Below are 14793 nucleotides of genomic sequence, written 5' to 3' on the forward strand. Positions count from 1 at the left end.
TCCGAGTCGGCCGTTACGCCGCAGAACGAAAGGGATCGACCACCCATGGCCGACGAGACCTCTCCGACCTCCTTCGAAGGGGACGCTCCCCTTCCCACACCCACACCCGCCGACACCCCGGTCGACGAGACCGCCGGGCACCGCGTGGAGCCCGTCAGCCTCGAGACCGAGATGCAGCGCTCGTACCTCGACTACGCGATGAGCGTCATCGTCTCGCGTGCGCTGCCCGACGTCCGCGACGGCCTCAAGCCGGTGCACCGGCGCGTGCTGTACGCGATGTACGACGGTGGCTACCGCCCCGAGAAGGGCTTCTACAAGTGCGCCCGCGTCGTCGGCGACGTGATGGGCAGTTACCACCCGCACGGCGACACCTCCATCTACGACGCCCTGGTCCGCCTGGCCCAGCCGTGGTCGATGCGGATGCCGCTGGTGGACTCCAACGGCAACTTCGGCTCGCCGGGCAACGACCCGGCCGCGGCCATGCGGTACACCGAGTGCAAGATGGCGCCGCTGGCCATGGAGATGCTCCGGGACATCGACGAGGAGACCGTCGACTTCCAGGACAACTACGACGGCCGCAACCAGGAGCCGACCGTCCTGCCGTCGCGCATCCCCAACCTGCTGATCAACGGCTCGGCGGGCATCGCGGTCGGCATGGCCACCAACATCCCCCCGCACAACCTGCGCGAGGTCGCCGCCGGCGCCCAGTGGTACCTGGAGCACCCGGAGGCCACCAGCGAGGAGCTGCTGGACGCGCTGCTGGAGCGCATCAAGGGCCCCGACTTCCCCACCGGCGCGCTGGTGGTGGGCCGCAAGGGCATCGAGGAGGCGTACCGCACCGGCCGCGGCTCGATCACGATGCGCGCGGTCGTCGAGGTGGAGGAGATCCAGGGCCGCCAGTGCCTGGTCGTCACCGAGCTGCCCTACCAGGTGAACCCGGACAACCTGGCGCTGAAGATCGCCGAGTTGGTCAAGGACGGGAGGATCGCCGGCATCGCGGACGTCCGCGACGAGACGTCCTCCCGCACCGGACAGCGGCTGGTGATCGTCCTCAAGCGGGACGCGGTCGCCAAGGTCGTGCTGAACAACCTGTACAAGCACACCGACCTGCAGACCAACTTCGGCGCCAACATGCTGGCCCTGGTCGACGGGGTGCCGCGCACCCTGTCGCTGGACGCCTTCATCCGCAACTGGGTCGCCCACCAGGTCGACGTCATCGTCCGCCGCACCCGCTACCGGCTGCGCAAGGCCGAGGAGCGCGCTCACATCCTGCGCGGTCTGCTCAAGGCGCTGGACGCGATCGACGAGGTCATCGCCCTGATCCGACGCAGCCACACCGTGGAGGTGGCGCGCGAGGGCCTGATGGGCCTGCTGGCCATCGACGAGATCCAGGCGAACGCGATCCTGGAGATGCAGCTTCGCCGCCTGGCGGCCCTGGAGCGGCAGAAGATCACCGCCGAGCACGACGAACTCCAGGCGAAGATCGACGAGTACAACGCGATCCTGGCCTCGCCCGAGCGGCAGCGGCAGATCATCGGTGAGGAACTCGCCGCGATCGTCGAGAAGTTCGGTGACGACCGGCGCAGCAAGCTGGTGCCCTTCGAGGGCGACATGTCCATCGAGGACCTGATCGCCGAGGAGGACATCGTCGTCACCATCACGCGGGGCGGCTACGTCAAGCGGACCAAGACCGACGACTACCGCTCGCAGAAGCGCGGCGGCAAGGGCGTGCGGGGCACGAAGCTGAAGGAAGACGACATCGTCGACCACTTCTTCGTCACCACCACGCACCACTGGCTGCTGTTCTTCACCAACAAGGGCCGGGTGTACCGGGCCAAGGCGTACGAACTGCCGGACGCCGGACGGGACGCGCGCGGTCAGCACGTCGCGAACCTGCTGGCGTTCCAGCCGGACGAGACGATCGCTCAGGTCCAGGCCATCCGCGACTACGAGGCCGCCCCGTACCTGGTGTTGGCCACCAAGTCGGGTCTGGTGAAGAAGACCCCGCTGAAGGACTACGACTCCCCGCGCTCCGGCGGCGTCATCGCCATCAACCTCCGGGAGTTGGAGGGCGGCGGCGAGGACGAGTTGATCGGCGCCGAGCTGGTCTCGCCGACGGACGACCTGCTGCTGATCAGCAAGAAGGCGCAGTCGATCCGGTTCACGGCCACGGACGAGTCGCTGCGCCCGATGGGACGTGCCACCTCGGGTGTGAAGGGCATGAGTTTCCGCGAGGGGGACGAGCTGCTCTCGATGAACGTCGTGCGGCCCGGTACGTTCGTGTTCACCGCCACCGACGGCGGGTACGCGAAGCGCACGGCCGTGGACGAGTACCGTGTGCAGGGCCGTGGCGGTCTGGGCATCAAGGCGGCCAAGATCGTCGAGGATCGCGGCTCGCTGGTGGGGGCCCTGGTGGTCGAGGAGACGGACGAGATCCTCGCCATCACCCTCGGCGGTGGCGTGATCCGCACGCGGGTCGACGAGGTCAGGGAGACGGGCCGTGACACGATGGGCGTCCAACTGATCAACCTCGGCAAGCGTGACGCCGTGGTCGGCATCGCGCGCAACGCCGAGGCCAGCCGCGAGGCCGAGGAGGTCGACGCCGAGGAGGGCACCGCGGAGGCCGCGGACGCGTCTTCCTCACAGACGGCAGCCGAGACGGCTCCGGACAACGAGGAGTAGGCAGATCGTGAGTGGAACCACGGGCGTCGCCAGGGGCGGCAACATCGATGGCGGCGCCCGTGGACCGGCCGCTGACGACGCTCGCAACCAGGGCGAATCCCACCGTGGGGGAACAACCGTGACCAGTGCCCACCCGCACCCGCAATCCCAGGCCCAGCCGCACCATCCGCCGCAGGCTTATCCGGCCCCGCCGGGCAGCACCCCGCCGCCCCGGTCCGCTCAGGACGAGTCCCCGCAGGACGTCGTGCGCCGACCGCGCACGGGGGCCCGCACGGTTCCCCGGACCCGCAAGGCGCGGCTGAGGGTGGCCAAGGCCGACCCGTGGTCGGTGATGAAGGTCAGCTTCCTGCTGGCGATCGCGCTGGGGATCTGCACGATCGTCGCGGTGGCCGTGCTGTGGATGGTGATGGACGCCATGGGGGTGTTCGCCGCCGTCGGCGGGACGGTCAGCGAGGCCACGTCCACCGACGGAGGCGGAGGCTTCGACCTGGAGGGCTTCCTGTCCCTGCCCCGGGTGCTGGCCTTCACCTCGGTCATAGCGGTGATCGACGTGGTGCTGGCGACGGCGCTGGCCACCCTGGGCGCGTTCATCTACAACCTCTCCGCCGGATTCGTGGGCGGCGTCGAGGTGACGCTCGCGGAGGACGAGTGACGGCTTCGGCTGCGTGCTCCGGCCCCACCGGGCCGGAGCCGATTTTGGGAGACGGCTGAAGTGCGCTAATCTTTCGGTGCAGCGCGGGGCTATAGCTCAGACGGTTAGAGCGCTTCCCTGATAAGGAAGAGGCCACAGGTTCAAGTCCTGTTAGCCCCACCACCGCGAACCGCGGATTCGACGCCCGGAATCTCTGTCGAGAAGCCGGGCGTTCGACGTTTCCGGGGTACGCCGGAACTCTCCGGGCTCTCGGGCTCCGGGCCGTTTTTCGGGCCGTGCCCAAAGACGTACCGGTACCGTCCCACCCGGGTCGATCCCCCGGTGCCGGAGGCCGCACGGGTATCATCGGCGCCAGTAGGTCCCAACGTCTATGAAGGACGAGGTAGCGCGGTGAAGAAGCTTCTCCTGATCGCACTGGCCGCCGTGGGCGGGCTCCTCGTGTACCGCCAGATCCAGGCGGACCGCGCCGAGCAGGATCTGTGGACGGAGGCGACCGACTCCGTGCCCGCGAGCTCCGGCGCCTGAGAGCGACATCCCCAGTACTTCCAGCGAAGCCCCGGCCGGTCGGCCGGGGCTTCGCTGTTGCCGCCCCGCTGGTGCCGCCGGGCCGTCACCGCCGGGCGACGGGGGCACCGATCCGCCGGCGACAGCGGTGGCGCGTCCGGTGCAGGATGGTCCGGCCGGTCGCCCGGTGCCGACGGACGGCACGACCGAGACGAGAGGTGGCTCGTGGTGAGGGGACGCACGGTGAGGAGCGCGCTGGCCGCCACGGCGGCGCTGTGCGCGGTCGCGGCGCTGCCGGGAACGGCCGTGGCGGCGGACGGCCCGGAGGGCCTGCCCACCTACCGGACGGCCGCGGACGCACGGCCCGTCACGGGCCGCGAGAGCAGCGCCGACGGGCCGCCGATCGAACCGGGCACCTACACGGACGAGATCTCCCCGGGAGAGCGCGCGTACTACAGCGTCACGCTGGACGACGCCTCCAACGTCTGGATATCCGCCACCGCCCTGCCCGAACCGGGGACCGAGGTCGGCGGCGCCGACGGCATCAAGGTCGCCCTGAAGTCCCCGGAGGGGGCCACCTGCGGCGATTCCGACATCGACTTCGGGGGCGAGGACTCCGCCCGGCCGATCGCCGACTACGCCTGGCGCATGATCAGGAAGGACGGCTACTGCCAGGAGGCCGGGGTCTACCACTTCTCCGTGGAACGGGAGGGCGAGGGCGCCTCCGACCCCGCTCCCTGGCCGGTGGAGATCCGCTTCATGGAGGAGCCGGGGGTGAAGGGGGCACAGCCCACCGCCCAACCCACGGCCCCGTCCGACGCGCGGACCTCCGCCCCGCCGGGGCCGCCGTCCGGGGAGGCCCGGCGCATCGAGGGCGGCACCGGCTTCAACGACGCCGCGAGCATGGGCGAGGGCAACTGGAAGGACCGGCTGCGGCCCGGCGAGACCCGCTTCTACCGGGTACCGGTCGACTGGGGCCAACAGCTCTTCACCACCGTGGAGTTCGGCACCACCGGGAGCGGCGAGGCACCCTTCGTCGGCGGCGCCTTCCGAGTGGACTTCTACAACCCGGCCCGAGGGCAGGTCGAGAGCCGGAGCCTGGGCTACCAGGCCGACCGGCCCGCCGCGCTCTCCCTGGAGAGCCGGCGCGTCGACTTCGCCAACCGCCACGCGGGCACCACGGAACTCGGCGGCATGCGCTTCGCCGGGTGGTACTACATCGCGGTGCACGCCCACCGGGACCTGGCCGAGTCCGTCGACGGCTCGGTGCCGTTGGTGCTGCGCACCACCGTCGAGGGGACTCCCCGGGGCGGGCCCGAGTACGACGGGGACGCCGTCGCGGCGGGCTTCGGCGTCGAGGAGGGGGACCGCGAGGCCGCCGCCGAGGGACCGAGCGCGACGGACGCCGAGGACGACGGCACACTGCGCGTGGTGGGTTGGGCCGGCATCGGCACCGGGACGGCGCTGCTCCTCGGGCTCGGCCTGTGGACGCTCCTCGCCCGCTCCGGCACCCGTCCGAGGTGACATCGGAGCCGGTGTCCGACGGGCCGCGGGGCTCAGGCCCGTGTCAGTGCCCAGACGCCCACGGCGATGCACAGCAGGGCGAACACCAGGATCGGAATCGCCGCCTTCGGGGGCGGTCCCGGCCGCCGTGCGGGTCCGGGTGACGGCGAAGGGGGCGGAGACGGGACGGCCGGCGGGGCGACGACCGGGGGAGCGGCGTACGCGGGGCCGGGATCGGGCCGGTACCCGTCGGTGTAGGGCCCGGTGGGCGGCGTTCTGGTGTGGGGTCCGGTGTGAGGCGTCCCGGTGTGGGGCGGAGCCGGATGGGGCGGCGGATACGGCGGCGGGGACTGCGGCCGGTGCCACGGGCGGGACTGCTGTGCGTGGTCCGGTGCCGCCGTGGGCGGCGGTGTGACGGGCCGCTCCGGGTGCGGCGGCGGCGCCCCCCACGCCGGCGGCGCGAGACGGAAGTCGTCGGTGTCCGAGGACGGGGGAACGGGCACGGGCGGGGCGGTGGAACCGGTGGGGTGGGCGCCCTCGGTGGGGCCGTGGGGCGCCTCGTCCGCGCGGTGGGCCCCCGATACCGTCCGGCCGCCCTCCGGGCCGTCCGGCCCGAAACCCGGCGGCAGCGGCCCGACCTGGTCGAAGACCTCCACGGCCTCCTGCTCCGGCGTGGAGTCCGTCGGCAGCAGCTCCACGACCGAGGCCAGCGCCTTCCGCACGCCCGTCGCCGTGCGGAACCGGGCCTCCGGATCGGGGTGCAGCAGGGTGCCGAGCACCTCCCACAGCGGCTCCGGGACGTCCCGCGGGGCCGGGGGGACCCCGTTGGTGTAGGCCTCCACCAGCGCCTGGGAGTCCGGTTTCCCCCCGGTGAGGAGGTACAGCGCGACCAGTCCGACCGCGTACAGGTCGGCGGGGAAGTCCGGTTCGGCGCCCAGCAGTTGCTCGGGAGCGAAGTACCCCGGCGTGCCGACGACGTAGTCGGCCTCCGTCAGCCGGGGCTCGCCCTTGCGCATGGCGATGCCGAAGTCGGACAGCCGGAGGTGGGGACGGCCGGTGCCGGTGGCCTCCAGCAGGACGTTGGCGGGTTTGATGTCGCGGTGCACCACGTCCTCGGCGTGCACCGCGGCCAGTCCGGACAGCAACTGGTCGAGCAGGACGCACACATAGGCGGGGGGCAGCGGGCCGTAGTCGCCGACGAGGTGCGCGAGCGAGCCGCCGCGGACCAGGTCCATGGTGAACAGGACCTTGTCGTCGTCGGCGGCCCAGCTCATGGGGGCCAGGACGTGGGGGTGGTCGATGCGCAGCGCCTGCTCGCGGACGAACCGCAGGAGGGTGTGCGCGTCGCTCTGTTGGAGGACCTTGGCGGCCACGTACCGCCGGCGTCGGTGGTCCCAGGTGCGCCAGACCGCGCCGACGCCGCCGCGCCCGATCGGATCGACCAGCTCGTACCGGCCGGCGAAGACCTCACCCATCGCGCCGCGCCCGTTCCCGTCGCCGTGTCACCGTGCCCGTCACGTCCACCCCGCTCCGGCCCGCGCCCGTCGGGCCCGCTCAGGCCTGGTGGGCCTCGTAGTGCCGGACCGCGTCCGCGGTCTTCCCGGCGCCGTACACCCGGAGGAACTCCGCCAGTTCCGGATGGGTGGGGGCGAGGGCGCCCGCGGCCTCGATGATGTCGGCCGCGTCGGCGACCGAGCGCAGCAGCGCCTGGATCTCGCGGACCACGCGCTTGACGGTCGTCGCCTGCCCCCCGGAGGGAGCGGTGTGGTTGGTGGTGCTCAGCACGTTGCCGCCGGCGGTGCGGCGGATCTCCTCCATGCGCTGGGTCGCCTCGGCGGCGGTGACTATGCCCTTGCTGACATCGGCGGCCAACTCCTGGAGCGCCTGCACCCGCTGGACGACGGCCGGATTGCCGATCTTCGCGCGCTGACCGCTCATCAACTGGGAGAGCATGGGAGCGGACAGACCGAGGACCGTCGCCAGCCGGGCCTGATTGAGCCCGAGGTCGTCGATGAGCCGGCGGAAGAGGGTGCCCAGGGGTTCGCCGTACCACTGGGTCTGCAGTTCCCTCGCCTTGGCGGTGGCCTCCTGTTGCGTTGCGTCCATCGCAGCTCCCCTGTCCCCATGTGTCCGCTTCGCTGGAGCGAACTCCCGGAGCATCCTACGGAGCGTGTGGACGCGGAGCGATACCCGGTCGGAACGAACGTCGGTGATTGGGTACTCTGGTCACGATGGGGCTTTAGCTCAGTTGGTAGAGCGCTGTCTTTGCATGGCAGATGTCAGGGGTTCGACTCCCCTAAGCTCCACACCGCGACGGGCCCGGCGCCGGTGGACTCACGAGTCCTCGGCACCGGGCCTTCGTCATGCGAGGGAAGCGCGCGGACGCGCGGGGCGGGGGCACCGTCAGCCCTGCTCCTCGGACGGCGTGACCTCGGCCTGCCGGCCCTCGGGGGAACCGTCCGCGTCGGCGCGGGTGGCACCGCTTCCGACCTCGGTGGCGGCCGGGGGCTCGACCAGCCAGTCGGGGTTGGACTGGCTGTCCCACCACTTCCAGGCGGCCACCGCGCCGCCGACGACGAGACCGACCACCGTCAGGCGCTTGAACGCCTGGCCGGCGCGATTCCGCCGGGCCCGGCGCCGGGCGAGCCTGCGGATGTCGTCGGCGGTCAGCTCGCCGCGCAGCGCGGCGACGGCCGCGGCCGACCGGGCCATCGCCGCCTCCCGTGCCGGACCGGCCATGGCGCGGGCGGCCTCGACGCGGGGCGCGGCGAACTCGCTCGCCGCCTTCGCGGCCTCGCGGGTGCGCCGGGCCGCGTGGGCGGCGGCCATGTCGACCGCCGGAGGCAGGGTCTCGCGTACGTGCGTCAGCCGAGGAGCGACGTGGGAGGCGTACTGCCCGCGCACGGCGGTCCTGGCCTGTGCGGTCGCGAGGTTCACCTTCGGCGCCACCACCTCCGCGGCGTGCCGCATGCTCTCCCTCGCGTTGTCGGTCGCGCTGCGCACGCTGTCCATGCGGGTCACAGGTTCTCCTCCTCGTCGGTGGCGTGATTCTCTCCGCCTTCCACCAGTGGTGAAGATCATGCCTGCACAACGGTGGCGAGGCATGCCCCAACGGGCATCCGGGCTATACCGGATGATCGTCCCGGAAGGGGGACGGTTCGGCGGTGCCGGACGGGTACCCGGGCTGTGCGAGGATCGGGGGGTTACGAACCGGCAGATGGAAGGTAGATCGTGGCCGAGCAGCTCTACGCCACCCTGAAGACCAACCAGGGCGACATCACCGTCCGGCTCTTCCCGGACCACGCGCCGAAGACGGTCAAGAACTTCGTCGAACTCGCCGAGGGACAGCGCGAGTGGACCCACCCGGCCACCGGCAAGAAGTCCACCGACAGGCTGTACGACGGCACGGTCTTCCACCGGGTGATCGAAGGCTTCATGATCCAGGGCGGGGACCCGCTGGGCAACGGCACCGGCGGTCCCGGATACGAGTTCGCCGACGAGTTCCACCCGGACCTGGCCTTCACCCGGCCGTACCTGCTGGCGATGGCCAACGCCGGTCCGGGCACCAACGGCTCGCAGTTCTTCATCACCGTCGCCCCGACCGCCTGGCTGACCGGCAAGCACACCATCTTCGGCGAGGTCGTCGACAAGGAGAGCCAGAAGGTCGTGGACGCCATCGCGACCACGCAGACCAACCCGCGCACCGACCGTCCCGTGCGGGACGTCGTGATCGAGACGGTGGTCGTCGAGCGCCGCTGACCGGGCGGCCGGCGAACGTCGAACCAACCGGCACCCGGATCGGGGAACCGACCGCCCCGCCTGACCGTAGGACAGGTGGGGCGGCGTTCGTCGTCCGTGCGCCGTCGTCCGTACGCCGAGTGCGTGCGTGATGTCCGTACGCGAGGGGGCGAGGGGTGTGGCCATGGAGGAGCAGCAGGGGCAGTCACGGCCGGCGTCGGCGCGCTGTTACCGGCATCCGGACCGGGAGACGGGGATCTCCTGTACCCGTTGTGACCGGCCGATCTGTCCGGAGTGCATGATCCAGGCATCCGTCGGCTTCCAGTGCCCCGAGTGCGTCCGCGGCGGATCGGGGACGGGCCACGCCCCCGGCGCGTCCCGCCCGCGCACCCTGGCGGGCGGCGCCGTCACCGCCGATCCGCGGCTGGTCACCAAGGTGCTGCTGGGCATCAACGTGGCGGTGTTCGTCGCGGTGCTCGCGGTCGGCGACCGGCTGGTCGAGGCGCTGGCCATGGTGGGCTACGCCTACGACCCGGATCCGGCCGTGTTCGACTGGATCGGGGTCGCGGACGGCGAGTGGTACCGGATGCTGACCTCCGCCTTCCTCCACCAGGAGGTCTGGCACATCGGCTTCAACATGCTGGCGCTGTGGTGGCTCGGCCCACAACTGGAGGCGGCGCTGGGCCGTTGGCGGTACCTGGCGCTGTACCTGCTGTCCGCGTTGGGCGGCAGCACGCTGACGTACCTGGTCGCCGCGCAGAACCAGTTGTCGCTGGGCGCCTCGGGCGCGATCTTCGGCCTGTTCGGGGCGACGGCCGTGCTGATGCGGCGGATGAGGTACGACATGCGCCCCATCCTGGTGCTGCTGGCGATCAACCTGGTGATCACCTTCACCTTCTCCGGCATCGCCTGGGAGGCCCACATCGGGGGCCTGGTCACGGGAGCGGTCGTCGCCTACGCGATGGTGCACGCCCCGCGGAACCGGCGGGCGCTGGTGCAGTACGGCACGTGCGCGGCGATGTTCCTGGTCATGGCCGTCGTCTGCGTGGTCCGTACGGTGGGGCTGCTCGGCTGAGGACGACCGGGACGAGCTGGGGACAGGCTGGGGAGAGACAGAGTCATGGCCATGGTTATCCACAGCCTGTGACCGATCTTGTGCATGACGTGGGCAGGCGGCAGCGGCGACCGTACTCGGACGCGTTTCCCCAGGAAGACAGGGGTGAACCGGCTCGCCTACCGAGGGCCACCAGTCATAACGACAGCCAAGCGGAAAAAGTTATCCACAGATCTTCGGGAGTTTTCCCAGGGCTGTGGAAGACCTGTGGACAACCCGGAGCGCGCCGGCTACTTCCACTGTGTGGAGACGACGAACCCCGCCGCGATGAAGCCGAAGCCCACCACGATGTTCCAGTTGCCGAGCGACTTGATCGGCAGGTCGCCCGTCGTCACATAGAAGACGACGATCCAGGCGAGACCGATCAGGAACAGGAGCAGCATCAACGGAGCCACCCAGCTCCGCCCCGCACTGAGGTTGATGTTCGCGGCCTGCTTCGCCGGCGGCGGCGTGAAATCGTCCTTCTTGCGGATCCGTGACTTCGGCACGAGGGACTCTCCTGTCGATGCGCTGCGTGACTGCGCTGGCCTGCTCCGCGGTGTCCTCCCCCCGATCGCTCCGGCCGGGGGCCGGAGGGAGGCCGGGGAGGGGACGTTGCCTCATTCCGTTAGCGTAGTACCTCCGCGCGCTGGAAGGAGACATGGGTAAGGTGACAAGTTCCCGCTTCCGGCCCGTCAGGCTCGCGACGGCCGGGGTCTTCGCCCTGGCCGGTTTCCTCTTCTGGGTGAGCTTCAACACCGCTCAGGGCACCGATCTGCGCACCGACGACTCGATGCTGCGCCTGTCGGACCTCATCCGAGAGCGCAGCCAGAACAACCAGGAGCTGGACTCCTCCGTCTCCGAGCTCCGCCGGGAGGTCGACTCCCTCGCCCGCCGCGACAGCGGCGGCACCGAGGCCGAGGAGCGCGTCTTCGAGGAACTGGAGAGGGCCGCGGGCTCCCGGAAGCTCTCCGGCCCCGGCCTCACCGTCACCCTCGACGACGCGCCGCCCGACGCGGGACCCCGGATGCCCGGCATCCCCGACCCCCAGCCCAACGACCTCGTCGTCCACCAGCAGGATCTCCAGGCCGTGGTGAACGCCCTGTGGGAGGGCGGCGCCCGCGGGATAAAGGTCATGGACCAGCGGCTGATCTCCACCAGCGCGGTGCGTTGCGTCGGCAACACCCTGATCCTCCAGGGCCGCCTGTACTCGCCGCCGTACACCATCACCGCCGTGGGCGACACCGAGGAGCTGCGCGCCGCCCTGGACCGGGCGCCGGCCGTGCGGAACTATCGCGAGTACGTCGACGCCTATGGTCTGGGTTGGTCGGTGGACGAGCACGACGAGGTGACGCTCCCCGGCTACACCGGCGCGGTGGACCTGCGCCACGCCCAGCCGGTGGGCTGAGCCCCGGCCGGCGACGGGCCGGCCGCTCGTGTGGGGCGTCACGCATTGCGCCGCTTGGGGCCCCGGCTGGCCCGCGGACCCGTACTCTGGGTGCGCGAGAGAGAGAAGGGACGGCAATACGGCATGTACGGCTGGATCTGGCGGCATCTGCCGGGCAACACGCTGGTACGCGCGCTGATCTCGCTCGTACTGGCTCTGACGGTCGTCTACGTGCTCTTCCAGTACGTCTTCCCCTGGGCGGAGCCCCTGCTGCCGTTCAGCGACGGCACGCTCGACGAGAGGCAGGCGGGCTGATGCGGACGGGTGCGCGCGTCCTGGTCGTCGACAACTACGACAGCTTCGTCTTCAACCTCGTCCAGTACCTGTACCAGCTCGGCGCCGAGTGCGAGGTGCTCCGCAACGACGAGGTCCGCCCCGAGCACGTGTCGGGGGCCTCTCCCGGGGAGCCGGGGAGAGGCTTCGACGGGGTGCTGCTCTCCCCCGGCCCCGGAACGCCCGAGGAGGCCGGGGTCTGCGTCGAGATGGTCCGGCACTGCGCCGCCGCCGGGATCCCCGTCTTCGGGGTCTGCCTGGGGATGCAGTCCATGGCCGTCGCGTACGGCGGTGTGGTGGGCCGGGCACCGGAGTTGCTGCACGGCAAGACGTCGCCGGTCTTCCACGACGGCGTGGGCGTCTTCGCCGGCCTCCCCTCCCCCTTCACCGCGACCCGCTACCACTCGCTGGCGGTCGAACCCGGCACGGTGCCCGCGGAGTTGGAGGTCACCGCCCGGACGGAGACGGGTGTCGTCATGGGCCTGCGCCACCGCGAACTGCCGGTGGAGGGCGTGCAGTTCCACCCCGAGTCGGTGCTCACCGAGTGGGGGCACCGGATGCTCGCCAACTGGCTCGTGCGGTGCGGGGACGTCGACGCGGTCGAACGTTCCCGGGGGTTGGCCCCCGTGGTCGGGACGTGACGGCCCTGCGTCCGGAGGGCACGTACGGGAGCGATCCGCACGGCGAACAACCGTACGATCCCTACGCGGACCCGGGCGCGTTCGAGGCCGCGGTGGGACGGCTGGCCGACCCGCTGAACGATCCGCTGCCGGGGCCGGACACGGCTCTGCCGGGGCCGTATCCGCAACCGTATCCGTCGTACGAGGAGCCGTACCGGCACGACGCGTACCCGGCCGACCTTCACGCCCTCGGCGGGCCCCACTCGCAGGCCCACCACTCGCAGGCCCACCACCCGCCGGCCGCCCCCGTCCCGGGGGCGGACGTCCACGGGGACGGCTGGTACGGGACCGCGGCGCCCCCGGCCGGTGCCGCCCCGGCGCCGCCCGTGGTTTCGGAGCCGTCCACAGTGCCGGAGCCGCCCGTGGTCGCGGAACCGGCTTCCGAACCGGCGCCCGTCCTCGACGACGAGACGATGCTGCTGCGTCAGGCCGAGGAGCCGAGCCCGAAGCGCACGGAGCCGGCCCGCCCCCCGGACGGTGGCCGGGCCGCGCGCCGGCGGGCCCAGCGGGCGCGGCGGGAGAGCCCGGCGGTGATCGCCAGCCGGGTCCTCGGCGAGCTGTTCATCACCTTCGGCGTGGTGATGCTGCTGTTCGTCTCGTACCAGTTGTGGTGGACGAACGTGATAGCCAACCAGCAGGCGGGCAACGAGGCGAAGAAGCTCGAACAGCAGTGGGAGGAGAAGGGCGGGGACCGCGACCCCGGCGTCTTCTCCCCCGGCCAGGGCTTCGCCATCATGCACATCCCCAAGTTGGACGTGAAGGTGCCCATAGCCGAGGGGGTCGACGAGAACGGCGTCCTCGACCGCGGCATGGTCGGGCACTACGCCGAGGAGCCCCTGAAGACCGCGATGCCCTGGGACGAGAAGGGCAACTTCGCGGTGGCCGGACACCGCAACACCCACGGCGAGCCGTTCCGGTACATCAACAAGCTGGACCCGGGCGACCCCATCGTGGTCGAGACCAAGGACACCTACTACGTCTACGAGATGACCAGCCGTCTCGACTCCACCCTGCCGTCGAACGTTGGCGTCATCGATCCCGTGCCCAAGGATTCCGGTTTCACCGAGCCCGGCCGGTACGTCACCCTCACCACCTGTACTCCGGAGTTCACCTCGAAGTACCGTCTGATCGTCTGGGGGAAGATGGTCGAGGAACGTCCCAGAAGCGAGGGGATGCCGGACGCGCTCGTCCGATAGCCTGCGCGCGCGGGGGAGGAACAGTGGAGACAGGCGGGTGGTGCGTCCAGTGGCAGTGATCGACCAGGAGGACGAGTCGGGGACGAGTCAGGACGGGCCCCCCGTACCTCGACGCGGACGCGGGGTGCTCGCCACCGTCGTCAGCGTGCTGGGCGAGTTGCTGATCACCGCGGGCGTGATCATGGGACTCTTCGTCGTCTACTCGCTGTGGTGGACGAACGTGGTCGCCAACCGCGAGGCCGAACGCGACGGCGCCGAGGTGCGCGAGAACTGGGCCAGGAACGGACCGGGGGGCACGGAGAAGGAGTTCGACGCCGGGGAGGGCGTCGGCTTCCTCCACGTCCCCTCGATGGGCGGCGAGGTGCTGATCAAGAAGGGCACCTCCACCGAGGAACTCGACAAGGGCGTCGCGGGCTACTACACCAAGCCGGTGGAGGCCACACCGCCCTGGGAGGGCGACGGCAACTTCTCGCTGGCCGCGCACCGCGACGGGCACGGCGCCAAGTTCCACGACATTCACAAGATCGAAAAGGGCGACCCGATCGTCCTCGAGACCGAGGACACCTGGTACGTCTACAAGGTCTACGAGATCCTGCCGAAGACCTCGAAGTACCACGTCGAGGTGCTCGCCGACGTGCCGGAGGTCTCGGGCAAGGAGGAGAAGGGGAAGTACGTCACCCTGACGACCTGTACGCCCGTGCTCACCTCCGACTACCGCTACATCGTGTGGGGTGAGTTGGTGCGCACCGAGAAGGTGGACGAGCGGCGCACCCCGCCGAAGGAGATCCGCTGACCGGAGACGGTCGCAGCGCGGCTCCGTCCGTCGCTCAAGGGAGACAGGGATCCACCGGTGGGTTCTCCGTGACTCAAGACGTTTTCGGCAACGGGCCGGCTTGAAAGCCGATTGTTCGGCCCTTCTTCCGCACCTAGATGAATGAGTCCGATGTCTGTCCTGGTCGCGACCATGGCGAAGGGCGCCCGTTGGTCAGTGTGTGAAGACAAACCTGGACGCCCTTCTGGCAGCA

Annotated in this window: 15 protein-coding genes and 2 tRNA genes; 13 read left to right on the forward strand and 4 right to left on the reverse strand. The window is 70.8% G+C overall.

All coding sequences use genetic code 11. The annotated features are described in order from the left end of the window. The first annotated feature begins 45 nt into the window (after positions 1-45). The 5 genes from gyrA to IF47_RS0124810 all read left to right on the forward strand — a co-directional run bounded on the left by gyrA (position 46) and on the right by IF47_RS0124810 (position 5362). Entirely contained in the window at positions 46-2682 is a 2637-nt protein-coding gene (gene gyrA / locus IF47_RS0124790; RefSeq protein WP_031511226.1) for a DNA gyrase subunit A, read from the forward strand. Positions 2683-2800: 118 nt separating this feature from the next. After that, entirely contained in the window at positions 2801-3334 is a 534-nt protein-coding gene (locus IF47_RS29775; protein ID WP_106982649.1) for a DUF3566 domain-containing protein, read from the forward strand. An 85-nt stretch (positions 3335-3419) separates the two neighbouring features. Next, positions 3420-3496 (forward strand) — tRNA-Ile (locus tag IF47_RS0124800). A gap of 228 nt (positions 3497-3724) precedes the next feature. Further along, positions 3725-3859 carry a DLW-39 family protein gene (locus IF47_RS29780; RefSeq protein WP_211257266.1) on the forward strand — a complete coding sequence of 45 codons (135 nt, stop codon included), beginning with the start codon at positions 3725-3727 and terminating at the stop codon, positions 3857-3859. 207 nt (positions 3860-4066) lie between these two features. Beyond that, positions 4067-5362, forward strand: coding sequence for a hypothetical protein (locus IF47_RS0124810; protein ID WP_157840045.1), 1296 nt, complete (start codon positions 4067-4069; stop codon positions 5360-5362). Between the two features lie 32 nt (positions 5363-5394). On the opposite strand, the gene IF47_RS0124815 is transcribed toward IF47_RS0124810, so the two are convergent. Both IF47_RS0124815 and IF47_RS0124820 read right to left on the reverse strand, forming a co-directional pair. Further along, positions 5395-6816 carry a serine/threonine-protein kinase gene (locus IF47_RS0124815; RefSeq protein ID WP_031511230.1) on the reverse strand — a complete coding sequence of 474 codons (1422 nt, stop codon included), beginning with the start codon at positions 6814-6816 and terminating at the stop codon, positions 5395-5397. A gap of 79 nt (positions 6817-6895) precedes the next feature. Then, a complete protein-coding gene (locus IF47_RS0124820; RefSeq protein WP_031511231.1) occupies positions 6896-7447 on the reverse strand; it encodes a helix-turn-helix domain-containing protein in 552 nt (183 codons plus the stop codon). 127 nt (positions 7448-7574) lie between these two features. Here IF47_RS0124820 and IF47_RS0124825 point away from each other — a divergent pair. Beyond that, positions 7575-7647: transfer RNA gene (locus tag IF47_RS0124825), tRNA-Ala, on the forward strand. A gap of 97 nt (positions 7648-7744) precedes the next feature. On the opposite strand, the gene IF47_RS30390 is transcribed toward IF47_RS0124825, so the two are convergent. Then, complete coding sequence (locus IF47_RS30390) at positions 7745-8353, reverse strand: DUF5324 family protein (protein WP_342667291.1); 609 nt, start codon at positions 8351-8353, stop codon at positions 7745-7747. Positions 8354-8572: 219 nt separating this feature from the next. Here IF47_RS30390 and IF47_RS0124835 point away from each other — a divergent pair, with 219 nt between their 5' ends. Together IF47_RS0124835 and IF47_RS0124840 are read left to right on the forward strand one after the other, a co-directional pair. Beyond that, complete coding sequence (locus IF47_RS0124835; RefSeq protein WP_031511233.1) at positions 8573-9100, forward strand: peptidylprolyl isomerase; 528 nt, start codon at positions 8573-8575, stop codon at positions 9098-9100. Between the two features lie 163 nt (positions 9101-9263). After that, positions 9264-10154 carry a rhomboid family intramembrane serine protease gene (locus tag IF47_RS0124840; protein ID WP_031511234.1) on the forward strand — a complete coding sequence of 297 codons (891 nt, stop codon included), beginning with the start codon at positions 9264-9266 and terminating at the stop codon, positions 10152-10154. 269 nt (positions 10155-10423) lie between these two features. Here the strand turns inward: IF47_RS0124840 and crgA are convergent, their stop codons facing one another. Continuing rightward, positions 10424-10681 (reverse strand): cell division protein CrgA, encoded by a 258-nt coding sequence (gene crgA / locus IF47_RS0124845; RefSeq protein ID WP_031511235.1) that lies wholly within the window; start codon positions 10679-10681, stop codon positions 10424-10426. Between the two features lie 152 nt (positions 10682-10833). Here crgA and IF47_RS0124850 point away from each other — a divergent pair, with 152 nt between their 5' ends. From IF47_RS0124850 to IF47_RS0124870, 5 genes are all read left to right on the forward strand, one after another. Further along, a complete protein-coding gene (locus IF47_RS0124850; protein WP_031511236.1) occupies positions 10834-11580 on the forward strand; it encodes a DUF881 domain-containing protein in 747 nt (248 codons plus the stop codon). A 90-nt stretch (positions 11581-11670) separates the two neighbouring features. Further along, on the forward strand, positions 11671-11874 hold the full coding sequence (locus IF47_RS30395) for a hypothetical protein (RefSeq protein WP_169745238.1): 204 nt from the start codon (positions 11671-11673) through the stop codon (positions 11872-11874). Continuing rightward, positions 11874-12533 (forward strand): aminodeoxychorismate/anthranilate synthase component II, encoded by a 660-nt coding sequence (locus IF47_RS0124860; protein WP_031511239.1) that lies wholly within the window; start codon positions 11874-11876, stop codon positions 12531-12533. Before IF47_RS30395 ends, IF47_RS0124860 begins: the two co-directional genes overlap by 1 nt. Before the next feature lie 5 nt (positions 12534-12538). Beyond that, entirely contained in the window at positions 12539-13768 is a 1230-nt protein-coding gene (locus IF47_RS0124865; protein ID WP_425423644.1) for a class E sortase, read from the forward strand. 55 nt (positions 13769-13823) lie between these two features. Further along, positions 13824-14561: a class E sortase gene (locus IF47_RS0124870; RefSeq protein ID WP_245641231.1), complete on the forward strand. Its 738-nt coding sequence runs from the start codon at positions 13824-13826 to the stop codon at positions 14559-14561. Positions 14562-14793 lie beyond the last annotated feature (232 nt).

The sequence above is a fragment of the Streptomyces megasporus genome, assembly GCF_000718985.1.
In the GTDB taxonomy this organism is placed as follows: Bacteria; Actinomycetota; Actinomycetes; order Streptomycetales; family Streptomycetaceae; genus Streptomyces; species Streptomyces megasporus.

Excerpts from the sequence above, each read along its gene's own strand:
- gyrA (WP_031511226.1), top strand. The coding sequence starts at position 46 with ATGGCCGACGAGACCTCTCCGACCTCCTTCGAAGGGGACGCTCCCCTT.
- IF47_RS0124815 (WP_031511230.1), bottom strand. The coding sequence starts at position 6,816 with ATGGGTGAGGTCTTCGCCGGCCGGTACGAGCTGGTCGATCCGATCGGG.
- IF47_RS0124820 (WP_031511231.1), bottom strand. The coding sequence starts at position 7,447 with ATGGACGCAACGCAACAGGAGGCCACCGCCAAGGCGAGGGAACTGCAG.
- IF47_RS30390 (WP_342667291.1), bottom strand. The coding sequence starts at position 8,353 with ATGGACAGCGTGCGCAGCGCGACCGACAACGCGAGGGAGAGCATGCGG.
- IF47_RS0124840 (WP_031511234.1), top strand. The coding sequence starts at position 9,264 with ATGGAGGAGCAGCAGGGGCAGTCACGGCCGGCGTCGGCGCGCTGTTAC.
- IF47_RS0124850 (WP_031511236.1), top strand. The coding sequence starts at position 10,834 with ATGGGTAAGGTGACAAGTTCCCGCTTCCGGCCCGTCAGGCTCGCGACG.
- IF47_RS0124860 (WP_031511239.1), top strand. The coding sequence starts at position 11,874 with ATGCGGACGGGTGCGCGCGTCCTGGTCGTCGACAACTACGACAGCTTC.